Origin of the sequence: Vibrio sp. La 4.2.2 (assembly GCF_027586995.1) — a bacterium.
GTDB lineage: Bacteria > Pseudomonadota > Gammaproteobacteria > Enterobacterales > Vibrionaceae > Vibrio > Vibrio mediterranei.
Map to the genome: position 1 here is coordinate 30,125 of NZ_JAPPTJ010000004.1, position 24,996 is coordinate 55,120.

The following is a 24,996-nucleotide window of genomic DNA, read 5'->3' on the forward strand; positions in this document are numbered from 1 at the left end:
TAAACGTCAAAATAGAGGAATAAGCGATGAGTACAAGGAACGTCATCACAATAGCCAGTTTACTCCTATCATGGCAAGTCTATGCTCTTTCTGTAGCAGATTTAACCTTCGAGTCTGGCGCGGAGGCATCAAATTATTCAGCTAAAGGAAAGCCGAGTAACTTATATTCTGTCGCAGACACTTTGCCCCAAGATGTATTAACCAATGTCTACTCTATGCTTCCAGAAGGTAGTGTCGTCAACAGCGCTTTCATTGCGCCAGATAAATATTCAAGCATCGATATTGATGATGAATTAAATGGAGCAGAATATGCGACTGCCCGTATTACATTCCTTAACGAAGGTGCTGGATATCGAAACACTCTTGGCTATTTTGTTTTCGACACTAACAATCCCCCTACCGATAAAGACGATATCGACGCTCATATTGTTGTCTTTCCTAATGCCTCAAAACCTGGAGAAGGAGAAATGCAAGAAGGCGATACGATTGACCTTGGCGTACAACTGACTGCTAATCAAACGCTCGCTTTCTTCTTGATTCCGAATGGTTGGGGCTGGGAGGGAAGCTACAACAATATTGCGAACTTTGGGAATTGGGGAACACCTTTTTATAGTTACCCAGCTTTGAATCCAGAAACTACCATGGAACATAGAAGGCATAACGTTGCTTTCCTTGATGTTCAAAATGAGTTTTTGGTATTGAGTTTTGAAGATATAAAACGTCCATCTGGCGATAACGACTTCAACGATCTCATTTTTACCGTTGCGGTCACTCCTTTTGAAGCCATTGATGGCGTAAACAGTGATGGTACAACCGACTCCAAATATGAAACTCTTGTTCAAGAAAACGATCCTGACATCTCTGTCACTTCTGTCTACCCTAGCTCAGACTCTATGGCCACTATCGCTTTTGAAGATCGCTGGCCATTAATGGGGGATTACGATTTCAATGACGTAGTATGGAGTTATAAGATTACCGAGCAAATCAATGGACAGCGCGAGCTGACCAACATCACCATCGACTACACACTGCAAGCTATGGGCGCCGGGTACTCTAATGGGTTTGCGCTCCAATTACCTAACGTCGATCCAAATAACCTTGCTTCGGTTGCCTTGACAAAAAATGGACAAAGCGTCACCCATACTGTTCAACAAGCGTCCAACGACGAAACTATCTTCATCATAGCCGAAGACTTACGAGCAGAGTTATCCGCGTTAGGGGGATTGCCTCTCGGTTGTCATTTCTACAAAACGGATGACACGTGCCTGGCGATGCAACAGGGCATCAGTTTGTCTTATCAACTTACTGTTGAATTAACCAATCCTGTATCGCGCGACCTAATTGGTTACCCGCCCTATGATCCTTTCATATTTGCCTCTGAAGGAGAATATCATGGTGATTTTGTTCAGACACCACCAGGTATGTCTTGGCAAACACACATGAAAGCATTCGGTGGTACAAGTTTTATGGATAATGCATTATTCGGACTTCATGATGACCGCTCTGGCGGAGCACAATCGTTTCTATCAGAAAACAATATGCCTTGGGTGATTAATATTCGTGACCAATGGGAACACCCAAAAGAGCTGGTTGATATTACCGTCGCCTACCCTAACTTTCCTAACTGGGTCACGAGTGCTGGAGAACAAGATAGCGATTGGTACAACTACGCTAGCGCAAACCAAGTAATCTCAAGTTCGGAACAGTAAGGAGTATCCCATGATAAACCCAATAAAACCTCTCACTCTTTTTGCTGCCCTAGCCTCAGTTGTTGCTTGTGGAGGCGGTGGCGGTGGCGGTGGCGGTCAAGATACTGCGAACACAACTCCAGCAAAACCCGTTGAAGCCCCAACTGAAACACCAATTGAACGAACTGCAGATCTTGTTGCAGATAGAACATTTTCATTCGATGTTGGTCAGCTAATCACACTGTCAATTGATAAAGGTAATGCCGGAAAAGGCGCGTTGCATGTCTATAGTCAAGCCGCACACACTTTTGAAAATGGAGATATCGCTGCGGATCCAACTTCACGAGTAACGACCATCTATCCAGCAGAAACCGATGAAGTCACACTGCAAGTTAACAACAACTGGACCAAGATTTACGCTCAATGGGTGCCAATGACAAGTAATGAACAAGAGCAAACCTGGACTATTGACTTGAACCAAACCCAGAACGCTTACCATCTCGCTTTTTGACTAGGCTTGTATTGGGCTCAGCTGAATTTCTGAGCCCATATAACGTTTGGTTCGGTTTAACACTTCATTCATCACCACAGGCTATCGATAATAGTATTGATAACCATTATTGTTTGAGATACGATTGCGCTCTTTTGTTTCTCCCTTTCAGAATGAGCCAATCAATGAAATCACTACTCGCTAAAGGATTAAGCACGGTTTTTCTACTTTCGTTCGCTCTTATGGGTGCATCTGCACATGCACATGCACAGAGCCAACGCGTCATAACCGACCAACAAGGCAGTATCACCATCAAAGGCACGCCAACCCGAGTCATCGCTCTTGAATACTCGTTTGTGGACGCTTTAGCTGCTGTTGGTGTTTCACCGGTGGGCGTCGCTGACGACAAGAACATCGAGCGAATTCTTCCAGAGATACGCGAACTGATTAAACCTTGGCAATCAGTAGGAGTTAGGCCTCAACCAAGCCTAGAAGCAATCTCACAGTTAAAGCCAGATCTCATCATTGCCGATGCTGAGCGCCATAGCACGATTTACAACGATCTTATGGCCATCGCACCGACGATATTGTTGAAAAGTCGCGGCGAAACTTACGAAGAGAACTTACAGTCTGCAATGAAAATTGGTGTTGCGGTCAATAAAGCCGATGAAATGGCAGCACGTATCGAAAAACACCATAAAATCATGGATCAATACAAAGCCAAGCTTTCTTCGAACGAGTCGTTTCAGTTTGCTGTGGTAACCGATAAAGGTATGTGGCTTCATGGTCCAAACTCATATGCTGGGGGTGTGATTACTGCGCTTGGATTACATGGTCCAGCGGTGCCAAAAACCGACAAAGCCTACATTGAAGTCAGCTTTGAGCAACTACTCAAGATTAACCCTGATTGGTTATTGCTTGGTCCCTATAAGCCCCACACTGTTTATGATGACTGGCAATCAAATCCATTAAGCAAAATGCTGAAGGTAGAGAAAACAGAGCACGCCGTTAAGGTTTCTCCACAGCTCTGGTCATTAAACCGAGGTATTTTGGCAGCTGAAGGCATCGCCAAAAACCTCTCTGATATTATTAATCAACAGCACTAATTCAATATGCTTCAATCAACACAGTGCAAGCTCTGGCTTGCACTTATTGCTGGTACGTTGCTGAGCCTAAATCTCTCTTTAGTGGCGTGGTCTAGCTTTGACCTATCTTTTCAATCATTGCAGGGCTTCTGGCTACACTTTGACTCAGCTAGCATGGAGCATCAAATCATCGCAACGCTAAGAATGCCTCGTGTACTCAGCGGTGCATTAATTGGAGCTAACCTCGCTGTTGCAGGCGCTCTCATGCAAGGATTGACTCGTAACCCCCTCGCTTCACCATCCGTGCTTGCTATCAATTCTGGAGCAGCACTATTTATCGTGTTGAGTAGCTTTGGCTTCCTATCTTTATCCTTGCCAACCGCGGTAATGGGTGCGGTTGGCAGCGCGTTAAGTGGTCTGTTGGTTATGTTTCTTGGTGGCGCTTTTGATGATCGTCCACACCCTGTGAAACTGGTACTAGCGGGCATCGCTATCAACGCTTTGTTGCTAGGACTCACACGCGCAACGATTATTCTTGCTGACGATCAAGCCTATAGCGTGCAATCTTGGCTCATTGGCTCAATTAGTAACTTAGATTGGTCTGCCCTGCACCAGTTATTGCCAATTAGTGTTGTGGGGTTAGCGTTAGCGTGGGCGCTTGCTCATCCTCTCAACCTGCTAGTTCTTGGTAACGATGTCGCTACAGGCTTAGGCGTAAACACCAGCATGATTCGATTACTGGCTTTCGTGGCTATTATTTTACTAACCAGTATCAGTGTTTCCATTGCAGGCCCTATTGGCTTTGTCGGTCTGTTAATTCCTCATATTGCACGCAAACTTGTTGGACACAGTTTCTTCGCTCTCATTCCCGCGAGTGCATTATTGGGGGCAATCTTAGTCATGTGTTCAGATGTACTTGCCAGGGGTATAGCCTTTCCCACAGAAACACCGGTTGGTATCGTTACTGCGCTGATAGGCACGCCCTTTTTCATTTTTCTTTCTATAAAAAGTCGGTTTAGCTCATGAGTAGAACTTGGCTAGTCCTTATCTCGACGACCCTCGCACTGTCTGTTTTCAGTTTGTTAGTAGGAGTCGCTGACTTATCATTGTCGCAAATAACCTTAACAGCCTTTAAAGGTGGCGAGTACGATTTCGTTGTCAATCACTATCGACTTCCACGTCTCTTCCTCGCCATTGGTGTTGGTGCTGGATTAGGAATCTCTGGAGCGTTGGTCCAAGGCGTGATCCGCAACCCTCTCGCCTCACCAGATTTAATCGGCGTAAGTGCTGGTGCTGGGTTTGTTGCCACACTTTTATTGACAGTATTCCCCAATGCACCAGTTTGGATGCTGCCAGTTGCCGCAATGATTGGTGGCGTATCTGTGGGGTTATTGCTGATCATCATCGCGCGCTCAGTTCAACTACCACCAGCCAGAATGGCACTCACTGGAATTGCTATCAGTGCCTTTCTTGCTAGCGGCATCGATTATTTGCTAGTGGTGCACCCAATCGAGATCAATACTGCAATGATTTGGCTCACCGGCAGTCTATGGGGACGAGGCTGGGAGCAAATGCCTTATATCTGGATGGGGCTTGCTATCTTACTGCCTCTTTCATTGTGGCTCGCATGGCGACTAGACATTGTTGGTCTCGGCGATGAATCCGCCATCTCCCTTGGTGTAGAGCTTGATAAAGTGCAAGCCATGGCACTGATTTGCGCCGTCATGCTTGCCAGTTTGAGTGTGTCTATCGCCGGAACGATAAGCTTTGTTGGTCTTCTCGCACCGCATCTCGCTAGGCTACTGTTCGGACATAATCATAAAGCTTTGCTGACGGGCTCCGCTGTGATTGGTGCTCTTCTTGTCCTTACTGCCGATACCATCGCTCGAGGGATCTCGCCGCCGATCGAACTTCCTGCCGGCGTTCTAACCTCTGTTATTGGCGCACCCTATTTCATCTTCCTACTCAAACGTTACAAGGGCTGGTAATGCTGTCTGTCGAGAAATTGAACGTTGCCTATGGCAATAACACCATTATTGAAAATCTGAATTTGACGATTCCGAAAGGCAAAATTACTGCGCTTATTGGTCCTAATGGATGTGGAAAGTCCACGTTATTGAAAACGTTAGCTCGGATAAACAAGCCTAAATCTGGAAGAGTCCTACTTGATTCTACGCCCTTAGATGAGTACGGCTCCAAGTCTTTGGCCAGACGCCTTTCTATGCTCCCACAAACCCATACCAGCCCGGAAGGAATCACGATTCAAAAACTGGTGGAGTATGGTCGCGCGCCTTATACCTCTCACTGGGGCAAATTGTCCCCTGAAGATAAAGCGATTGTAGCGAATGCAATGCAAGCAACTGGTGTAGATACACTTGCACAAAGCCCAATTGATGCGCTCTCTGGAGGTCAAAGACAACGTGCTTGGATCGCAATGATCGTCGCTCAGGATACTGAAATTGTGATGCTTGATGAGCCAACGACTTATTTGGATCTATCTCATCAAATTGAGCTCATGCGGATGATGCAAGAGATGCATACACAAGGAAAAACGGTCATTGTGGTACTGCACGATTTAAATCAAGCCTGTCGTTACTGTGATCATTTGGTGGTGCTAAAGCAAGGGCAACTCGTAACCCATGGCACTCCAAAAGACGTGTTTACCCAATCGTTATTAAAAGAAGTCTTTGACCTTGATGCGTTGGTGATTGAAGACCCTATTTCTGGTTCACCTATGTGTGTAGCACGATAATTATATCAATAGGTTATAGATCGCCTTTTGTTAATAATAATAACGTTATTGATAACTATTATCAGAAGCATTAATATCACCACCCTAATGAGAAACACAGTGGTAATCAGGACACATGGCAAATCAAACTGGGAAGAAAGTCGTCTCCCTTTCGCTTCTCGCTCTGTCAATCGGACAAGCATTTGCGACAGAAGAAGTAAACGAATCACAGCCAACAAACAAACAGAAAACTGACGAAAATATGGTCGTTACTGCGACCCGCTACAGTCAAGATACAGATAAAATTCCGGGCTCAGTTCATGTCATTTCAGAAAAAGAACTGGAACAACAAACTGCGGTATCCGATGACCTAACCAGTGTTATCGCCAACCTAGTTCCGGGCATGACGCCAAGTCGACAAAAGCTCTCTACCCAAGGCGAAAACCTTCGTGGACGTACCGCACTTATCATGGTCGACGGTGTTCCGCAAAATAACCCACTTCGCAATGGTAACCGTAACGGTTACACCGTAGATTCTTCAATGCTAGAGCGTGTGGAAGTGGTTCAAGGGGCAAGTGCCGTACAAGGTAACGGCGCCACTGGCGGTATCATTAACTACGTGACAAAAAGTGCTAAACCAGGCGACCATTGGAAGCAGACCGTTGGAACACGCGTAACCTCAAACCTAAAGGAAGATGGTACAGGTGGTAAAGTCTATTACAATCTGAGTCAGTATGACGAAGATTACGATCTCTTTATTGGCGGTGCGTGGGAGCAACAAGGGCTGTATTACGATGGTAATGGCAACCCGATCGGCATGAACTCCATCCAAGGTGAAACGCAAGATTCCAATGCCACAAACTTTCTCGCTAAAGGCGGCTATAACTTTGATGGCGGCAATCAACGCGTCAGCTTCAGTGCTAGTCGCTACCAACTAAAAGGCAACCAGAACTACGTTAGTGTTCCTGGCGACTGGCAAAATGGCGTTCCGGGAACCGTAGTTCCGGGCACACCTTCTGGCGATCCTACGTCAAACTATGCGGAACTGTATAACTTTGGTTATGACCATTATGACTTCTTTGGTGGCGAGCTGAAATTCCAAGCCTTTTACCAAGACTTTGAAGCGGTATTTGGTGAAGCATCATGGTGGCCAACAGCAAACAAACAATATGATCAAGGCGCTATCGTATCGACCAAAAAAGGCTTTAAGCTAAGTTATGTCAAAACCGATCTTCTTGGCTGGGATGATAGCTGGGTCATTGGTCTAGACGGTCTGGAAGACACCACAAAGCAAACACTCACTCAATCTGGTAAAGATGTAACTCCAGATATGATGTACCAGAGCTTAGCTCCCTTTATTCAGGGCGATATGCTAGTCACCAATTCTCTACGCCTTTCAGGTGGTGTTCGCTTTGAAAATACCAAAGTAACGGTTGCAGATGGTCAAACCTTGTGGGGCTATGGTAACGCAGGGCATCGTCAGGTTGATATTATTGGCGGCGAACAAAACTTTTCTCAGGCCGTCTTTAATGCCGGCGCCGTTTATGACTTTACCCCAAGTATCAGTTCATTCGTTGGCTTTAGCCAAGGCTTCGGTTTACCAGACATTGGACGTGTGCTGCGTGGTAACTGGATCGGTGGTCCAGCCGTCGTTGCTCCTGTAGGCGGTGCACCTATCGACTTCAACACCATGCCGGCGGTGAAACCTGTTGTAACGGATAACTACGAAGTGGGGCTAAGCTACAGCGATGACAAATGGTTTGTCAGTGGTAGTACTTACATGTCCATCGCTAAAGATGGTGCGAACCTAAGCCTTAACAGCGGCGGTACTTATGATGTTGTACGCCAACGCACCGATATTAAAGGTTACGAGTTCACCGCGACCTACAATATTTTGCCTACTACACAGATTCAGGCACTATATGCTCACGTAGAAGGTCAAGTAGATACCAATCAAGATGGCTCGGTGGATAGTGATATGGATCTTAAGAACCTATCTCCTGATCGCCTATTGATGGCAGTCAACCACAGCTTCTCTGACCGTTGGAATGGTCGTCTACAATACAACCATATGTTTTCTCGCAGTAAAGAGAAAAACGATGCCGGTAGTGCACAGCAGTTTGACGGCTATGGCTTAATGGATGTATCTATGTTCTACGATATGCAGCGTTACGGTCGTATCAGTGTCGGTATTGAAAACCTATTGAACGAGCAGTACATCAACTACTTTAGCCAGATACGCCACCACAATGCGTATTACTTCTCTGGCCGTGGTCGAACATTCAGTCTCGGTTACGAAATCGATTTTTGATTGCTGACAACACTGAACAATAAAAAAGCCCGCTTCAATGAAGCGGGCTTTTTACATTCGAACCAGCAACTGCTATACAGCTAATAGCTGTTGCTTAATCGCATCGTCAGTAAAAGCAGCATTAACGCTATTGCGATAGATATGCATATAGTCTTCTTCGGATAATCCAAACTGCTCAATCACCAACTGAACTTCTTTCGTCATTGTCGTATTCGATACAGTGCGATTATCAGTATTGATGGTAACTGGAATACCACGCTGACGGAAATCCTCAATCGGGTGTACAGTCATGCTTTCCACCGCTTTTGTCTGTACATTACTGCTCGGACACGTTTCTAACGCCACTTGTTTTTCATGCACTAAGTCAAACGCTTGTTGATGAGTGGCGATATGAATGCCATGTCCCACACGCTCTGCACCTAACATGGTAATGGCATCGTAAACGTTCTGCCCTTCGCCTTGTTCACCAGCGTGAATCGTGACGTTCAAACCCTGCTCTTTTGCATATTTCGCAAACGGAACAAATTTCTCACAAAATCCAAGCTCTTCTCCACCCGCGAGGTCAAATGCTGCTACACCTTTACCTAGGTACGCAGCACCAACATCAATAACATCATTAATCTCATCGGTTGGCATATGGCGTAGCAAAGACAGAATAATGTTGCCTTTAATGCCGTGTACTTCTTCTGCTCGTTTCATGCCAGCCACTACTGAGCTGATGATTTCTTCAATATTCAGACCTTGCTCTCTGTGTAAGAGAGGGCCAAAACGAACTTCCATATACTTAACATTTTCAAGTGCCGCATCTTCATAGACTTCAAAGGCGATACGTTCCAAGGCTTCTTTGGTCTGCATCACAGATAAAGGTAGATCAAAACGCTTTAAATACTCGAGTAGGTTTGAGCACGTCTCAGGGGCAATCATCAAGTCACGAATAACTTCAATATCCTGAGAGGGAATATCAACACCTTGGATAGAGGCAAGTTCGATGATGGTTTCAGGTCGCACGCTGCCATCTAAGTGACAGTGAAGGTCGATTTTTGGTAGTTGTTTATAGTTCATCGTTACCTCTCTTGGAATAGTTGATAAGCCTCATTCTTCCATTTACTCACTCCGGGTCCATGCAGAAAGGCGACAAGTGTATGCACTTGTTACATAAACATACATGACCCGCGTCGAAGAGCTCAAGGAAATGGAGAGCATTTATACTGATTAATCTAATATAAAGCCACCTCAACTGCCTATTTTTTAGTGAGATAGTTTACTTTTTTTAGGTTAAACGTTTGCTTTTGAAAAGTGGAGTTCACAGATATTAACTCCACACACATCCAGACAGTTCCCACACAATTCACGACATTTCCTCACAGACATCAGATTCGAAAATCTTTAGAGTACGCCCCGAAACAATTTACAAGACTATTTAATAGGTATCAGAATGAAAAAAGCAGTGGCACTCGTTTTAACAGGTCTATTCGCAACTAGCGCATTTGCAGGCGCGGCAGATCCAGGTTTTTACGTGGGTGGTGGTTATGGCCTAGTTAAAAGCAAGCTTAAAAACCTCGACAATGATAGCAGCGAAACTTTAGACGCAGGTCACTCACTAAGAGTTTACGGCGGCTACGCATTTAACCGTATCGTTTCTTTAGAAGGTTCATACACTAAATACGGAAAAACAGATTTAAGCCCACAGTATTCTTGGGATCCAAGTGCACTTGCACTCACCGCGAACCTAGGTTACACATTTGATAGCGGTTTCCGCCCATTTGCTACTGTTGGTCTATCTTACCTAGATCTAAACGAATCAGGCGCTAAAGTTTTTAGTAGCGATTCGGGTACAGCATTCCGTTACGGTGTTGGTGTAGAGTACATGCCAGCACAAGTTGAGGGCTTAGGTATTCGCTTAGCATATGAAGCCGACGCATTCCGAATTGAAAGTGCTCGTGGTAATGACAGTGATACGATTAACGCAGGTTCTCTTTACCTAGGCGCATCGTACAAATTCTAAGCTATCTCAAGCACGTCAGTTAGCTTAACAAAGCCACTTCTCTGAAGTGGCTTTTTTTTTATATCGACCTAAAAAGACCAACCTGCTTTATAGATAAATGCTGTCTCGCGGTCGCCAAACAAAAGAATCTAACTAACGACAACACTCTCCATTCAACCTTCATTTTCGGCAACAAAATAGACGTAGGGAGTCGTGCCTATGTAGCGAGACCGAGTATTTGTGAAGAAGAAGCAGTCACAGCTCCCTATTGATAAACAAGCCATTAATGTAGTGTGCTCATTATGAGCTCACCTAAGTCTTTCTTCGCTCGTTCATTTCCAAAACCTGTACTTATCATCTAATGAGAATGAGCCGCAAGATTTTTGTTTCCTTTCTTATTCAGTAGGAATATAAATTGCGTAATTGGTTTTGATAATAGATAACACAGATATGGGAAATACACAGCAACCCACTACTCAGGTTAATGAAAAGCCACTGCAACTTTTAATGCAAGTTGCCGTGTCTGATACGCCTGTTTCAGCAAAAGATTTAAGCATTCAACTCGGCGTTCCTCTCAGCAGTCTTTATCGTCATATAAAGCTGCTTAAAGAGTGGAACCTTATTGAAGAGAGTCCACACGACAAAACACTGATTGTTGGTCCAGCTGCTCTGATGTTGATGCACAGCTATCAATCGAGTACACACAACCTGGAAGCAATAGAGAGCATATTGTTCCGACTACAAAAGCAGACTGGTGAGATGTCAGCTTACATGGTACCAGTTGGCTATCGTGCTCTATGTGTAAGCTTGCAAGAGAGTGCGCAAGCACTTCGCTGCAGCTATGTAAGAGGACAGAGCCAACCTTTGCTTCGCGGGGCTTCATCTAAAGTGATGCTGGCTTATTTACCAGAATCTCGTTGCGAAAAAATACTGCGTCATTTCGGTGAACACGAAAACGTCACTGATTGGAATAAGGAGCTGGAGCAGATTCGTCGTCAGGGATTTGCCATCAGTACGTCTGAGTTCGACCCGGGTGTAACGGGCATCAGTGCGCCAGTAATGAAAGGCTCGAAATTAATTGGTGCTGTTTCCATTATGGCTCCTGCCTATCGTGTAGAAGCCAACAAGGACAGATTCATTCTACATGTATTGCAGGCAGCAAGGGCGCTGCCACCAGAAAGGTAATTCATCATGCTCAACGTCTTCAAACAAATCTGGAAACGTCGTTATCATCCTGCTTTAGAGAGCCAACTTTCCGTATTCACGGTATCGGAAGCCATCAAGCCTATGAATAATGCCCAGTTTGAAGACGCTGACTCCCTCCTAGAAACCGCCTACGACTGGCTAAGCTCACAACAAAATTCTCATTCAATGAGAAAAATTGGCCATTATCCAATTCTGGGTGGTTACTGCTCCGAAAGACCTTACTTCGAAAGCCCGGTTGCAAAACGCGACTTCACCGGTCAGCTCAACCAACAACTTGCGGTTGGTGCAATGCCGCTCGTCATTACCAATTGCCACGAAACCTTGCTCGACATTATTCCCAATCTACTGATCGACAAAGATGAAATTGGTATTGTAAACATCAACGCAGAATTGCTACTCGATCAATGTCTTGATGTCACAGTCGGTTCAATGCTGCATTTCGCACTTAACAGATATAATGAGTGCCGCGCCTTTCATATCGGCATCGACAATAATCGCTGCAACAAAAAACAGTTAGAGTACGCGGAAGATATGGGATGTGATTGGCTTCTTTCAAATGAGGTGGTGTACAGAAATCGAGCAATGATCAAAGAGCAGCTTGCGCGATTTATCAGTCACTGCGACAGACTGGTTGTAACCATCGATCTACCTTCTATTTCGAGACACAACTCAAACCTAGAGAAGCACAAGCTCGATGTGGCTATGGTATTGCGAGTGCTACGTCAGTGTTTAGCTTCAGATAAGGTGCTATTAGTTCAGCTTGTGGGTGCTAAGGAACAACACATTTACTCTAAACCAACCCAGCTTCTTGTCCAAGAAACAGGGCTATTCTTTTCCTAGATAAATCAATCGTTACACCTGATAGCGAGCCAAGAAGAGCTCGGCAGTAGACAGCGCAAGTTGCTGAGCAACTTCGTCGGGCAATGTATCCGTCATTCCCATCAATTGTGGCCAAAAGCAACTACCTTTAATTAGGCTATGCAACTGAACGCTTGCCACACTAATATCTGGAATAGTCAGTTGTTGTTGATCATTCTTGTGCTCTAACCATTTGTATAAGGCAGTTTCTTGCTTCGACATTTTATCCGCTTGGGCTTTCAGTTCCTCTGGTCGATAAAAGTAATGTCCAAACGCAACCTTCGACAAATCAATATAAGCAGGATTGTTCAAGATACCTATCTCATGCGACAGTAAATAGACTAGTTGTTGTTTGAGATCCATCGACGCCAAAGGTTGCAAGTCAACATCCATCATAGATTGTCGCCACAAATCGGATAGCAAACTCATAACTAATACTTCTTTTGACTCGAAGTGATTATATACCGTTCGTTTCGATACACCGGCCATCGCCGCGAGTTTATCCATACTAGTATTATGTACGCCAAACTCGTGAAACGCGTGTTTAGCCGCCTCAACAATTGCCTCGCGCTTCATCTCGCTTCGCGTTTTTTTCTTTTCTGTCATTGGGTTACTCGACAACTCAAATTTTTCTTCCCGTATTTTACACTAATCAGTTTACTTTTCACATTTTAAAAGTAAACTACACTGGTTAGTTTACAAAAGACTTCAGCTATCGATCTCATTACAGCCAGTCTTTTAATCGCGATAGGAAACATCATGAGAAAGTCACTAATCGCCTCAATAGGAGTTCTAGCAATGAGTACCACTGCCTTAACCGCTTGCAGCAACACAGAGAAAGACCCCGAGCGTTATCCAGATAAATACGTCAATACTGAGTTGGAATACCAATCGAGCTTTAGCGACATCGTTAAGATCATGAAGTCTTATTTCACCACTGAGCGCGATGCCCCAACTCCGACCTTCGACTTACCTGTACATGTGATGACATCAGAACAATTGTTGAGTGAGCAACAAGATGTGGTTTATCGGCTTGGACATTCTAGCGTTATTATGAAGCTAGATGGCCAGTTGGTCATGGCAGATCCAGTTTTCAGCGATAGAGCATCTCCGGTGCAATGGGCTGGGCCTAAACGCTTTCATAAGACGCCAATATCCCTAGAAGATTTACCGCAGATAGATGTGGTTATCATCAGTCACGACCATTACGACCACTTAGACAAAGCCTCAGTCAAAGCACTGGTAGATAAAGTTAATCACTTTGTTGTGCCACTAAAAGTAGGTGATTATCTTGTCAAATGGGGAGTACCTAAAAACAAGATTACCGAACTTGCATGGTGGGAATCGCATGAGGTCAACGGTATCACATATACCCTGACACCGACTCAGCATTTCTCTGGTCGTGGCTTAACGGACCGTGATTCTACCCTTTGGGGTAGCTGGGTCATTAACAGTCAACAAGCCAACGTGTTCTTTTCTGGAGACTCTGGTTACTTTGGAGGATTTGCTGAAATTGGCGAGAAATATGGGCCTTTTGATTTTACTATGATTGAAACTGGCGCCTACAACAAGTTGTGGTCACAAATCCACATGTTCCCTGAAGAAAGCGTGCAAGCCCATATCGACGTCAAAGGTAAGGTCATGATGCCTATTCACAACAGCACTTTTGATTTGTCCATGCACGATTGGCATGAACCGATGAACAGAGCTCTTGAGATAAGTCAGGAGCGTGGCGTAACTATGGTCTCGCCAGAGATTGGACAGCGTTTAGAAATTCACAATCCAACGCCAGTTAAGCAATGGTGGAATCAATGAAGCTAATTCATTTACTTCTGATAGGTGGACTACTGATAGGCTCCAACGCCTTCGCCAATACTGAGGAAGATGTACGATATCTGATCAATCAAATGCGACAATCTGATTGCGACTTCATACGTAACGGTGATAGCCATAATGGTAAAGAAGCAGCAGAACACTTAACCCGAAAATGGAACTACGCTAAGGATGATGTAGCCTCCATTCAGGTGTTTGTTGAAGAAGTAGCGTCGAAAAGTTGGTTCACCGGAACACCCTACTACGTTATCTGCCAAGGTAAACAAACTACAAGTGCTGACTGGTTAACTCAGCAATTGAAACTGAAGTAATATTCTTTTGATTACTAGGCGTTTGGTTGAAAGCCAAGCGCTTTTCTTATACCCACTAGCCCTAAGATCCACCCTGACCCACACAATAGAGATGTCTACTTTTCAACCATAAATCGATACATAATTTTAACAATTAAAATTTTTATACATTTTTATTGCATAAATAACACTTCTGATAGTATAGTTCACACAATGATTTTTAATGCAGTAAATCAGCATGGGTATTCAAGCAAACAACCTCAATAAGTTCTACGGCACGACTCAAGTTTTGCACGATGTCAGCTTTCATTGCGGCAAGGGTGAAACCTTGGTTCTCTTAGGTCCGAGTGGTGCTGGTAAAAGCTCTCTACTTCGCTTGTTAAATTTGCTGGAAATGGCAGATGGCGGGGCGCTCAGTATTGCGAATAATGACTACGACTTCGATCAACAAGTATCTGAAAAACAAGGTTTAGCACTTCGTAAACAAGTCGGGATGGTTTTCCAACAGTATAACCTTTGGCCTCATATGACGGTAATGGAGAACTTAATTGAAGCGCCCACTAAGGTAGCAGGCGTCTCGAAAGAGCAAGCCACACAAGAAGCCTTAAAAATGCTTTCTACACTTCAACTCGCTGATAAAGCCGATGCGTGGCCACTACAACTATCAGGTGGTCAGCAACAGCGCGTTGCTATTGCAAGAGCATTGATGATGAAACCTGAAGTCTTGCTCTTTGACGAACCAACAGCAGCGCTTGATCCTGAAATCACAACTCAGATCGTCAATATTATCAACGAATTGAGTGAAACAGGCATCACTCAAGTGGTTGTTACACATGAAGTTGATTTTGCGAAGAAAATTGCCAGTCATGTTCTTTATCTCGAAAAAGGCCGAGTCATCGAACATGGCACAAAAGACGCATTTAAAAACCCAACTACTCAAGCTTTTGCTGACTACTTAACACACTAAATAACAATGGAGATTGCCTTCATCGCAATCTGACAAGGAGAATTATTATGAAAAAGATGTTACTTGCTTCACTGATTGGTCTAGCTTCTTACGGCGCAATGGCACAACAAGAAATTAAATTTGCAATGGAAGCGACTTACGCACCATTCGAATATGTCGATGAAAATAACCAGATCCAAGGTTTTGATGTCGACCTTGCTAACGCGCTATGTAAACAGATTGAAGCCAAATGTAGTTTCCATAACCAAGCATTTGATAGCTTAATTCCTGCACTTAAGTTCAAACGCTACGACGCAGCGATTTCTGGTATCGATATTACTGAGGCCCGTCAGCAGCAGGTTAGCTTTACCAATGCTTATTACGACAACTCAGCGGCTTTCGTAGCGATGACAGGTAAGGTTGCGTCACAAGCAGCACTAGAAGGTAAGCGTGTAGGTGTTCAAAACGGTTCAACGCACCAAAGCTACCTATTAGAGCAAATGCCAGGCGTAACAGCCGTACCTTATGGCAGTTACCAAGATGCGTTTATCGATATGCAAAATGGTCGTATTGACTCTGTATTCGGTGACACGGCAGTTGTCGCAGAGTGGTTTAAGAAAGACGATAAACTGGCTTACGTTGGTGACCAAATTACTAACCAAAAATATTTTGGTAACGGCTTCGGCATCGCCGTAAACAAAGACAACCAAGCATTGGTTGACCAGCTAAATACAGCACTTAAAACAGTAAAAGAAAACGGCGAATACCAAGCTATTTTCGATAAGTACTTCGGTAATTAATATGGGTTTAACGGGTTACTCGGCGTCACTCGTACAAGCAAGTTGGGTAACCATCCAACTTGCTTTCGTCAGCCTTTTGGTTGGCTTAGTACTGGCGATCATTTTTGCTGGTGGCGAGATGTCTCGCCACAAAATCATCTCTTGGCCAACCACGGCAATCGTCACCATTATTCGTGGCTTGCCAGAACTTCTAGTCGTTCTGTTTATCTTCTTTGGTTCTACACAAGTCTTGTTTCTGATTACGGGAGATTTCATTGAGGTTAGCCCGTTCTTAGCTGGTGTCATCGCACTCTCGTTAATTTTTGCCTCTTATGCAGCACAAACCATTCGTGGAGCACTAAAAGCGGTACCCAGTGGTCAGCGTGAAGCTGGCAGTGCATTAGGCCTAAGTCGTGCACGTGTTTTCTTTAGAATAGTACTGCCACAAGCGGTTAAGCATGCCCTACCCGGACTTACCAACCAATGGCTCGTACTATTAAAAGATACTGCTTTAGTCTCACTAATTGGCGTTACAGACTTAATGAAACAAGCACAATTAACCTCTGCGGCGACACATGAAGCGTTTACTTGGTATGCGACCGCAGCGGCGATTTATCTTGTCATCACATTGATTACTCAAAAAGCAGTAAAAGTACTAGATAAAAAGTTCTCCTCAAAAGAAATGGCCGTCGGTAGCAAAGGAGTCACAGCATGAATCAACAACATGTTTGGCAAATGGTCGATGGCTTGCAAACAAGCCTACAGCTCACTGTAGTAGCACTGATCGTAGGCTGCCTGCTTGCGTTGCTGATGACGCTTAGCTTGATCCTTCGAACACCAGTAGTTCACTGGCTAACGCGTGGAATCATCACTCTTTTTACTGGTACACCATTATTGGTTCAGATCTTTCTGGTCTACTACGGGCCGGGGCAGTTTGAAGTCATTAGAGAAAGTTTTTTGTGGACATGGCTAAGCCAACCTTGGTTCTGTGCCATGCTTGCCCTTGCACTTAATACAGCGGCGTATAGTACTCAGCTATTTAAAGGTGCGTTCAATGCTATTCCATCAGGTCAATGGCAGGCATGTCGTGCGCTAGGGATGGATATGAAAGCAACGCTGCGTGTCTTGCTTCCGTTTGCGATTCGCAGAGCGATACCAGCTTACTCTAATGAAGTGATCTTAGTATTTAAGGGCACATCGCTGGCCAGTACCATCACCATTATGGATATTATGGGCTACGCACAGCGTATCAATGCTCAAACTTACGACACACTCGTCATCTTCAGCGTGGCAGGGCTTTTCTATCTTGGGGTCAATGGCATTCTTACTTTGATATTCAGACAAGTTGAGAAAAAAGCTCTGGCTTTTGAAGCAGCACGCTAAATCCACTGGCGCTGAAAAAGATTAGCAGCTAAAAAAGTGGAGCAAGCGCTCCACTTTAAATCATTACTTTCATTGAGAATACCAACACATCAGTAAACAGGGCTGTCTCAAACCCCAGATGTTTATAATGTAATGTTAGAGTCGGAGCAAACACTGGCGTGATACCACCAAGCTGTACGCTGTTCTGCTCTTTTGTATATCCGGTAATTCCCCCTATTCTTAAGCCAACTTTTGCCCAAGGGGTCCAGTCGAACTGAGGGTGGTAAGACAAGATGTACGAACGCGTATCAAAACTGTTTAGTAGCGTAAATGCTTCCCATCTCTTGTAACGAACACCAACGATATAGTTATCCTGGTTTCTGCCCGTTGAGGTTAAGTGCTCAGTCCACCCTGCAAACGTGACGTCAACATTGCCTTTCCATTCATCAACTTGATGATTCTCTTCTTTGACAGAGTCTTCTGTCGCAAACACAGTAGAGCTAGTTGCGATAAGAACAATGAGTAAAGCGATGCGGCTTACCATACCAGTTTTTCCGAATACTATGTGGAGGGGTGCTATGCTACAAAAAGTCTGCTCGATTTATTGTCCGTTATTGTATGTTAATGTCGCCATTCTCAGTACTGACACAGACTATTTACATGTTTTGTTAGGCACCATCTCAATAAAGCATTTTCCTTCGCTGTTAATACATAGGATTTGTGCTTTATCTTGAACCACTTTTACGTCTGTCGGCATTAAGATAGGCTTCTTGAATACAAAGCCCACATGATGAAGAGCAGTTGAGTCAGATCCAAAGTTCAAAAGTTTTGCCACCATATACATCCCATGAATAATAGGCCTGTTAAATCCAAACAATTTAGCTGACCATCGAGCCAGGTGGATTGGATTATAGTCTCCCGATAATTTTGCGTACCCGCGTGCTTGGCTGACACTAACAGTAAACGTGGATAGCTCAGGCAACGGAGTCGACAGCACAGGATGAGTATTTTTGGATCTCACGTTTTTTCGTTTAGTCGGCATCAAGTAACCAGACCGATACCTCGCAATCATCTGCCCTGAGCGGTAAAAAACTCCATGTACTTCAAAACTCAATCCACGGTCAGTTTTTTGCTCTGCCTGTAACTCCAATTGAAACTCGTAACTTTGTTCGCCGTCAAGCTCATCAAACTGCTCAAACTCTATAGAGGTATGAACTAACCCTAGAGGGCGAATAGAGGTATTTGGATGAGTGAACAGTTGCAATTGCTCATTTTGAGTGGCAACAAATAGAAACGGTAATGGTACGGAGCCTTTGCTAAAGCCGAAATAGTCCTTATAACGCTGAAGCTTTTCTGTATCAAAATGGAAATTTGAATTGGTTAGCGATAGCGGCCCAATACAAGTAATAGCATCGACATCGATCCTTTTCAGTAAGGCTTTGAATAGTAAAGTGGAATATCGACTGGAGCGAGAAGCATCAATGTGCATTGAAAATACCGTAAACGTGGCTGTTACTGATTAGGCCTAGTTTACCTTGTCTTGCTCCAATGAAATAGCGCCTCTCAAATGAGAGGCGCTAGATTATTTATCTGAATTCAGGTCGATTATTTCGGCTCATTCATCTTGATAACCAGCTTACCGAAGTTCTTACCTTCCAATAGGCCCATGAAAGCTTCTGGTGTATTTTCAAAACCATCAACTAGGTGTTCTTTGTACTTGATTTTACCTTCTGCAAGCCATTGTCCCATCTGAGTTGCAAACTCATCATAACGGTTTGCGTAGTCATCAAAAATGATGAAGCCTTGCATCTTGATCCGCTTAATAAGCAAAGTTGCTACCAACATTGACATACGATCAGGTCCTTCAGGTAGTGACGTTGCATTGTATTGAGAAATCAAACCACATACAGGGATGCGCGCACCCGTATTTAACAATGGCAACACCGCATCGAATACTTTACCACCAACGTTTTCGAAGTAGACATCGATGCCATTACCACAAGCTTCAGCAAGTTGCTGCGCCAGGTCATCTGATTTATGGTCTAAACACTCATCAAAACCTAGTACCTCTTTTGCGTGCTGACACTTCTCGGCACCGCCCGCAATACCGACGACTTTGCAACCTTTAAGTTTCGCGATTTGACCTACCGTTGCACCAACTGGCCCAGTTGCGGCAGCCACAACCACAGTATCACCCGCTTTAGGTTGACCAATATCCAAAAGGCCCATGTAAGCGGTAAAACCAGGCATACCCATTATACCAAGTGCAAATGAAGGATGACTTGGGTTCTTACCCAGTTTCACTAGCCCTTCACCATTAGAGATGGCGTAATCTTGCCATCCTGTATAAGCCAGAACCCAATCGCCTTGCTCAAAGTTTTCATTGTTTGATTGCTCAACCTGACAAACCGTTGCGCCGACCATGACCTCATCCAAGGCAACCGGATCCGCATAGGACTCTGCAGCACTCATTCGACCTCGCATGTAAGGGTCAAGAGACAGATAAATCGCTCTCAATAGCATTTCCCCATCTTTTGGCTCAGGAACTACCGCCGACTCCAAACGGAAGTTCTCATTTACCGGTGCACCCACAGGGCGTGAAGCTAAGACAATTCTTCGGTTATTTTCTTGTGACATCTTGATTCCCTTTTGTTCCTTTGCTTTTAATATTAGACCAGTCGTCTAGTTTTGTTTGATAAAAAAACCTGTTGTATAAACAGGTTATAAATTAATTATTTATGCTTTAACAGCTGCTCGGTCATTGATAGAGCTACCCTTAACTGTGCCGTGTCTTGGCTGAGCTTACTCAGCAGACTTGCACCTAACCATTGTTGGTAGACGGTACTGGCAGTGCTTAAGCTATCTTGAACAGTAATAGAGCCATCCTCGATACCTAACTCAATACACTTTGCAATTGCTGCAACGATTCGCTCCGCTCCAGTCAGTAGCTCCGAACGCATGGTTTCAGACAAATCAGAGACTTCAGCACCTAACTTAACTACTAAGCATTTATGTGCATTGCAGCGTCCCGATTCAACATCAAGCCAGCGATTGAAATAGCTCATTAAACGTTCATAACCGGTGCCGTTTTCACTACAGAACAGAGCTTCAATACGTTCCATATAGCCTTCAAAATAACAGGCAATCAAAACTTCTCCGAAGTGCTCTTTAGACTTAAAGTAATGATAAAACGACCCTTTCGGTACATCTGCTGCTCTCAATAACTCCGACAAACCCACCGCAGTAAAGCCTTTCGATAGTATTAACTGATACCCCACATCAAGGATATGCTGTCTTGTTTCGTTTGTTTTTGCATTCATGCCGCTACCATACAAACAATTAGACCAGTCGTCTAGTAATTTGTAATATCTTCATCTTCCACAGTTCGGTACAAACGTATTGTTACTGCAACCACAGTGACCCAAGCATGACTTACATTTGTTTTTTGAGTTACAATCCCTTTCAATCTGACATCTTCAGAAAAACGAGGGAATGATGAAGAAAATTGTATTGATGTTTTTGCTCACTTTACCACTGATGGCTTGTACTGAAGTCGGCAGCGAAGCGTGGTGTAAAGACATGAAAGAGAAACCCAAAGGCGACTGGACAGCGAACGAAGCAAGCGATTACGCTAAACATTGTATCTTTTAGTCAAGCTAACTGAACCAAAGTAGCCTTAGATAGTCCCATTAAAAAAACAATGGGACTTCAAAATGATACGTTCACTTATTGTCACCTTAGCGTGGCTCTCCTTCTCTACTCATGCCGCAGTTAAGTATCAAATAACTACTCACGACGCCGACCCAAAGCAAATCACAATTCAGGCGGATACCTCTGACATTGGAACATTCCAACTTTCCAAGCCACGAACCACCAGCTCGTCAGATCTCTCTGACATCCGTTGCCTCTCCAACAATGAACAAAGTACAACCGTCAGTTTTGACTCTCCTATTTCCTGTCGCCAAATATCCTGGATTGTCAGATTTGAAGCAAAAACATCTGACGAATTCGAACCTGCACAACAAGTTAATACCTATGAGCCAAATGAAGGCTGGCACTTTTTGAGCGAATGGAACTCACTGCCCACCATTCAAGGGCAAGACATTGAAGTTTGCGACCCAAACAACGTCTGCAGCACAATGCCCAACTCAGATCAGCCGCCTCTTTTTGTGGTTTGGGGTATGCCTTATGAGCGTATGAATATCGGTTCTTCTACCGTCGTAGTGAAAAGTAATGCCTTGCCACTACTCAAATCTAACAGTTCATGGTTTCAAAACTTAACGCAACAGTTAGATTATCTAAGCACCGTCTTTAACGACAAACAACCGCATCAGTGGCAGCTCATCTATTTCTCTAAAGACAAAAGCCAACGCAATGTTTCAGGTGCGGCTGGATACAATATCCTCTTAAGCAATGTGCTCACTGACAAGGGAGCTTTTGCCAAGGACAGTATGTTTCACCTTGCAAAAGTGACAGCCCATGAGTCCGTACATTTCATGGGGTCTCGCTCATTACCCGCATGGGCAGAAGAGGGATTAGCTGAATATTACGCTATCAAATCCCTACAATTTACCGACTTGAGCAACAAACCTTCGCCCGTCGAAAATTGGGAAAAGGCATCGAAAGAGTTTCAGCACCTTGGAAATGTAGGGTTGATAGAAGCGGGTAAAAAAGTATCCATCGAGAACGACATGCAATATTACCCGTTGTTTTATGTTAAAGGTCCCGCGTTCTGGCAAACGCTCGACGAGCAACTACAAGCGAATCAAAGCTCTCTCGATACACTCGTCCCATTGTTACAAACAGGCAACGAATTCAACCTTCCCGATGCCTTTGTAAACCATGTCATCGGTATTATTGGAAATGATAAGTGGCAGGAAATTAGCTTAGCCTACTTGTAACTTTAAAGTACAATACAACGTCTTTTTGATATGAGAAAAAACCATGACAATCAATAGAATAAACCCAAGTAAACGTTGGTCTGATATCACTGTATTTAATGGAATCGGTCACTTTGTGGAAGTCGCAGAAGCGGACACCTCTGCCGACGTTAAAGGTCAGACACAACAGATTTTCGAACAAGCAGAACAGATGTTGACGCAGATGAACAGCGATAAATCACGCATTCTATCCGCTACCATCTTTCTTACTGACTTTGCCAATTTTGATGCATTTAACGAAGTATGGGATGAATGGTTTGCTGAAGGCACTGCCCCAAGTCGAGCATGTGTGAAAGTTGAGCTCGCAGACCCTAACTTGCTGGTTGAGATTGCGTTTGTTGCAGCTGAGCGTCAGTAACTTGGCTCGAAATTGAATGCTCAAATAAACATAGTTGGCAAAAACGCCTGATGACGTTCATCAGGCGTTTTTAGTTTAGTCGTATGCCAAGCTGATTATTGAATCAAGTTAACGTAATCCAATGTATAAAACGGAACAGCAATCATAACCAACGACCAGACGACAAGGATGACATGAAGCACATCATTCTCAGAGAACCAGATTTTCTTCTGTTTCCAAAGAACCTCACCGATACCCATTTTCCAGTACTTATCATAGAAGTAGTAAGAGGCATAAATGAGTGCCCATGAAATCATGCATAACAAATCGTAAGTCGCGCCCGTTTTGATGTAGCTAACAGTATTGATGAAAATGAAAGCGATGAAGCTTGGCAAAGATGCGAACATCATAAACTCAAACGTGATGACCGACTTAGTTGCCGTAAACGCTCCCCAGAACGTAATAATGGTGTAGCCAACTGTCATTAATGCGGCATACCAAATGAAGATATCGAACCAAATTGACTCGGGAGGTATTGAGGAGTAGGCAATCGCAACTGTCATTGCATTCATACTAACTTGTTGGAAGATAAGATAGATCACTTCCCACCATGTCGTCCATGAACACTCTTCTCTGTGTTTGGCCTTAAGCTCATAACCGAATGCCTGATAACTGGTACCAGCGATGATCGCGCCAACACCCCAAAGGATCATCGAAATCCCCCACCAAATACGGGACATTTGACCATCTTGCATAACAAGGAATTGAACACCAACTAGCGTAACGATCACACCAAGTAAATATACCCAGAATGTTGATGAAGGCTGACTAATATCCAGCTCTTTACCAAGAAAATTGAATCGCACAAGCGGCTGCTCTTCCCCCCAGTTCTCCTTAGTCAAAGTTGGGTGTTTGAGCTCGTGAACTTTCTCAAAAATAGACATCTTAATTTCCTCTCAAAAAGGCCGAAGCATTGAGAGCCCCGGCCAGAATAAATTAATCTTCGTGGTCAGGGATAAGGACAAGCTTACCTACATGTTTGCGACTCTGAAGTTCCTCTTGAGCTTCAACGATGTGAGAAAGCGGGAATGTTTTAGAGAGCGCAGGTTTGATCTCGCCTTTTTCAATCGCTTCAATCAAACTTGGGAACACTGGTTCATCCCAACCAGTACAACCGATAAGCGTTAGATCTCGTAGATACATGGTGCGAAAATCAAGTTCTACTAAAGGTCCAGCAATCGCACCTGAAGATGCATAGCGGCCACCACGTTTCAGCATTTTTAGATTGTTTGCGAAGTTTTCGCCTGCAACGTTATCTATGATGATGTCTACCGACATTTCACCAAGAACCTCAAGTGCATGTCGGCCAAAATCAATCACTTCATCCGCACCATATGAACGTACACGTTCAATTTTATCTTCGCCTTCTGCAGCACCAATGACATACGCACCACGACGTTTCGCAAGTTGCACTACAGCAGAACCAACACCACCTGATGCGCCCGCCACATAAACGCGGTCACCTGCTTTCACACCAGAACGTTGCACCATGTTTTCAGACGTGCCATACGCACACGGAATTGTGCCTAACTCAGCATCACTCCAGTCGCATTCCACAGGGAAGACTTCCGTTGCCGTTATTTTCACGTACTGAGCAAACGCGCCATCAAAATCAGAAGCCATCCAGATATTTTCTTTAGAATCGAAGCCTTCGTGACGAATACATGCGCGAATAAGTACACGTTTCCCGACCAAGTGTTGGTCAGCTTCATCCTTGGCTTCTACGACCAGACCTGCGCAGTCCGTGCCTTGAATAAATGGGAATGGCGTTTCTGCGTTCCAGCCACCGTCTTTCTCTTCAGCCGCATCACCAATCTCATGCTCATCGTCAGATAGGTTGTTCGTGCCTTGTGTCACCTTCTGTGAATACCAACCCAGTCGCGTGTTGATTTCGGTATTATTCACGCCAGCTGCAAGTACTTTAATAAGCACTTCGCCTTCACTGATAACCGGCATAGGAACATCTTTGTATTCCAGCATCTCGTAGCCACCATTGCCCATAGTGACCACTGCCTTCATTGTTTTGTCGCCTTCTTTAACTTCAAAACGATTCTTGTCTTTATTGATATGTAAATTAACTTTCATGTGTTTTCTCT

The 24,996-nt window shown here is 44.2% G+C and carries 27 protein-coding genes; 19 read left to right on the forward strand and 8 right to left on the reverse strand.

Annotation, left to right across the window (positions count from 1 at the left end; genetic code table 11):
* Positions 1 to 26 precede the first annotated feature (26 nt).
* The 7 genes from OH456_RS09535 (at position 27) to OH456_RS09565 (ending at position 8,305) form a co-directional block, all read left to right on the forward strand.
* A complete protein-coding gene (locus OH456_RS09535; RefSeq protein WP_270033347.1) occupies positions 27 to 1,709 on the forward strand; it encodes an LruC domain-containing protein in 1,683 nt (560 codons plus the stop codon).
* A 10-nt stretch (positions 1,710 to 1,719) separates the two neighbouring features.
* Entirely contained in the window at positions 1,720 to 2,199 is a 480-nt protein-coding gene (locus OH456_RS09540) for a hypothetical protein (protein WP_198559120.1), read from the forward strand.
* 164 nt (positions 2,200 to 2,363) lie between these two features.
* The gene (locus OH456_RS09545; RefSeq protein ID WP_171390356.1) at positions 2,364 to 3,284 is read left to right on the forward strand and encodes a Fe(3+) dicitrate ABC transporter substrate-binding protein; all 921 of its coding nucleotides are present in this window, start codon (positions 2,364 to 2,366) and stop codon (positions 3,282 to 3,284) included.
* A 6-nt stretch (positions 3,285 to 3,290) separates the two neighbouring features.
* Positions 3,291 to 4,289, forward strand: coding sequence for a FecCD family ABC transporter permease (locus OH456_RS09550; RefSeq protein ID WP_270033348.1), 999 nt, complete (start codon positions 3,291 to 3,293; stop codon positions 4,287 to 4,289).
* Positions 4,286 to 5,251 carry an iron chelate uptake ABC transporter family permease subunit gene (locus OH456_RS09555; RefSeq protein ID WP_252039957.1) on the forward strand — a complete coding sequence of 322 codons (966 nt, stop codon included), beginning with the start codon at positions 4,286 to 4,288 and terminating at the stop codon, positions 5,249 to 5,251. The genes OH456_RS09550 and OH456_RS09555 overlap by 4 nt, the downstream gene beginning before the upstream one ends.
* On the forward strand, positions 5,251 to 6,015 hold the full coding sequence (fecE, locus tag OH456_RS09560) for a Fe(3+) dicitrate ABC transporter ATP-binding protein FecE (protein WP_006074687.1): 765 nt from the start codon (positions 5,251 to 5,253) through the stop codon (positions 6,013 to 6,015). The genes OH456_RS09555 and fecE overlap by 1 nt, the downstream gene beginning before the upstream one ends.
* 115 nt (positions 6,016 to 6,130) lie before the next feature.
* A complete protein-coding gene (locus OH456_RS09565) occupies positions 6,131 to 8,305 on the forward strand; it encodes a TonB-dependent receptor (protein WP_124941355.1) in 2,175 nt (724 codons plus the stop codon).
* A 72-nt stretch (positions 8,306 to 8,377) separates the two neighbouring features.
* Here OH456_RS09565 and add read toward each other — a convergent pair whose 3' ends face one another.
* On the reverse strand, positions 8,378 to 9,367 hold the full coding sequence (add, locus tag OH456_RS09570) for an adenosine deaminase (RefSeq protein WP_198559125.1): 990 nt from the start codon (positions 9,365 to 9,367) through the stop codon (positions 8,378 to 8,380).
* A gap of 373 nt (positions 9,368 to 9,740) precedes the next feature.
* Between add and OH456_RS09575 the strand changes: the two genes are divergently transcribed.
* The 3 genes from OH456_RS09575 (at position 9,741) to OH456_RS09585 (ending at position 12,335) form a co-directional block, all read left to right on the forward strand.
* Positions 9,741 to 10,310, forward strand: coding sequence for a porin family protein (locus tag OH456_RS09575; RefSeq protein WP_124941357.1), 570 nt, complete (start codon positions 9,741 to 9,743; stop codon positions 10,308 to 10,310).
* A gap of 429 nt (positions 10,311 to 10,739) precedes the next feature.
* A complete protein-coding gene (locus OH456_RS09580) occupies positions 10,740 to 11,474 on the forward strand; it encodes an IclR family transcriptional regulator (RefSeq protein WP_006074682.1) in 735 nt (244 codons plus the stop codon).
* Between the two features lie 6 nt (positions 11,475 to 11,480).
* Complete coding sequence (locus OH456_RS09585; RefSeq protein WP_270033349.1) at positions 11,481 to 12,335, forward strand: arginase; 855 nt, start codon at positions 11,481 to 11,483, stop codon at positions 12,333 to 12,335.
* Between the two features lie 12 nt (positions 12,336 to 12,347).
* Here the strand turns inward: OH456_RS09585 and OH456_RS09590 are convergent, their stop codons facing one another.
* Complete coding sequence (locus tag OH456_RS09590; protein WP_270033350.1) at positions 12,348 to 12,959, reverse strand: TetR/AcrR family transcriptional regulator; 612 nt, start codon at positions 12,957 to 12,959, stop codon at positions 12,348 to 12,350.
* A 153-nt stretch (positions 12,960 to 13,112) separates the two neighbouring features.
* Here OH456_RS09590 and OH456_RS09595 point away from each other — a divergent pair, with 153 nt between their 5' ends.
* From OH456_RS09595 to artM, 6 genes are all read left to right on the forward strand, one after another.
* Positions 13,113 to 14,168 carry an MBL fold metallo-hydrolase gene (locus OH456_RS09595; protein WP_270033351.1) on the forward strand — a complete coding sequence of 352 codons (1,056 nt, stop codon included), beginning with the start codon at positions 13,113 to 13,115 and terminating at the stop codon, positions 14,166 to 14,168.
* Positions 14,165 to 14,497, forward strand: coding sequence for a DUF5329 family protein (locus OH456_RS09600; RefSeq protein ID WP_270033352.1), 333 nt, complete (start codon positions 14,165 to 14,167; stop codon positions 14,495 to 14,497). The genes OH456_RS09595 and OH456_RS09600 overlap by 4 nt, the downstream gene beginning before the upstream one ends.
* 217 nt (positions 14,498 to 14,714) lie before the next feature.
* Complete coding sequence (gene artP, locus OH456_RS09605; RefSeq protein WP_006074677.1) at positions 14,715 to 15,443, forward strand: arginine ABC transporter ATP-binding protein ArtP; 729 nt, start codon at positions 14,715 to 14,717, stop codon at positions 15,441 to 15,443.
* 47 nt (positions 15,444 to 15,490) lie between these two features.
* Entirely contained in the window at positions 15,491 to 16,222 is a 732-nt protein-coding gene (locus OH456_RS09610) for an arginine ABC transporter substrate-binding protein (protein ID WP_006074676.1), read from the forward strand.
* Between the two features lies 1 nt (position 16,223).
* On the forward strand, positions 16,224 to 16,916 hold the full coding sequence (gene artQ / locus OH456_RS09615; RefSeq protein WP_038227185.1) for an arginine ABC transporter permease ArtQ: 693 nt from the start codon (positions 16,224 to 16,226) through the stop codon (positions 16,914 to 16,916).
* The gene (gene artM / locus OH456_RS09620; protein ID WP_270033353.1) at positions 16,913 to 17,584 is read left to right on the forward strand and encodes an arginine ABC transporter permease ArtM; all 672 of its coding nucleotides are present in this window, start codon (positions 16,913 to 16,915) and stop codon (positions 17,582 to 17,584) included. Before artQ ends, artM begins: the two co-directional genes overlap by 4 nt.
* Before the next feature lie 55 nt (positions 17,585 to 17,639).
* Here artM and OH456_RS09625 read toward each other — a convergent pair whose 3' ends face one another.
* From OH456_RS09625 to OH456_RS09640, 4 genes are all read right to left on the reverse strand, one after another.
* Positions 17,640 to 18,107 (reverse strand): hypothetical protein, encoded by a 468-nt coding sequence (locus tag OH456_RS09625; protein WP_006074673.1) that lies wholly within the window; start codon positions 18,105 to 18,107, stop codon positions 17,640 to 17,642.
* A 108-nt stretch (positions 18,108 to 18,215) separates the two neighbouring features.
* A complete protein-coding gene (locus tag OH456_RS09630; protein ID WP_270033354.1) occupies positions 18,216 to 19,052 on the reverse strand; it encodes a MaoC/PaaZ C-terminal domain-containing protein in 837 nt (278 codons plus the stop codon).
* Between the two features lie 116 nt (positions 19,053 to 19,168).
* A complete protein-coding gene (locus tag OH456_RS09635) occupies positions 19,169 to 20,200 on the reverse strand; it encodes an NADP-dependent oxidoreductase (RefSeq protein ID WP_270033355.1) in 1,032 nt (343 codons plus the stop codon).
* A gap of 95 nt (positions 20,201 to 20,295) precedes the next feature.
* A complete protein-coding gene (locus tag OH456_RS09640) occupies positions 20,296 to 20,883 on the reverse strand; it encodes a TetR/AcrR family transcriptional regulator (protein WP_006074669.1) in 588 nt (195 codons plus the stop codon).
* A 175-nt stretch (positions 20,884 to 21,058) separates the two neighbouring features.
* Between OH456_RS09640 and OH456_RS09645 the strand changes: the two genes are divergently transcribed.
* The 3 genes from OH456_RS09645 to OH456_RS09655 all read left to right on the forward strand — a co-directional run bounded on the left by OH456_RS09645 (position 21,059) and on the right by OH456_RS09655 (position 22,861).
* Positions 21,059 to 21,214 (forward strand): DUF3012 domain-containing protein, encoded by a 156-nt coding sequence (locus OH456_RS09645; RefSeq protein ID WP_006074668.1) that lies wholly within the window; start codon positions 21,059 to 21,061, stop codon positions 21,212 to 21,214.
* A 62-nt stretch (positions 21,215 to 21,276) separates the two neighbouring features.
* Complete coding sequence (locus tag OH456_RS09650) at positions 21,277 to 22,464, forward strand: hypothetical protein (RefSeq protein WP_270033356.1); 1,188 nt, start codon at positions 21,277 to 21,279, stop codon at positions 22,462 to 22,464.
* A gap of 43 nt (positions 22,465 to 22,507) precedes the next feature.
* Positions 22,508 to 22,861 (forward strand): RidA family protein, encoded by a 354-nt coding sequence (locus tag OH456_RS09655; RefSeq protein ID WP_006074666.1) that lies wholly within the window; start codon positions 22,508 to 22,510, stop codon positions 22,859 to 22,861.
* A 95-nt stretch (positions 22,862 to 22,956) separates the two neighbouring features.
* On the opposite strand, the gene OH456_RS09660 is transcribed toward OH456_RS09655, so the two are convergent.
* Together OH456_RS09660 and OH456_RS09665 are read right to left on the reverse strand one after the other, a co-directional pair.
* Complete coding sequence (locus OH456_RS09660) at positions 22,957 to 23,784, reverse strand: hypothetical protein (protein WP_088878822.1); 828 nt, start codon at positions 23,782 to 23,784, stop codon at positions 22,957 to 22,959.
* Positions 23,785 to 23,836: 52 nt separating this feature from the next.
* Entirely contained in the window at positions 23,837 to 24,985 is a 1,149-nt protein-coding gene (locus OH456_RS09665; protein WP_198559132.1) for a zinc-binding dehydrogenase, read from the reverse strand.
* Positions 24,986 to 24,996 lie beyond the last annotated feature (11 nt).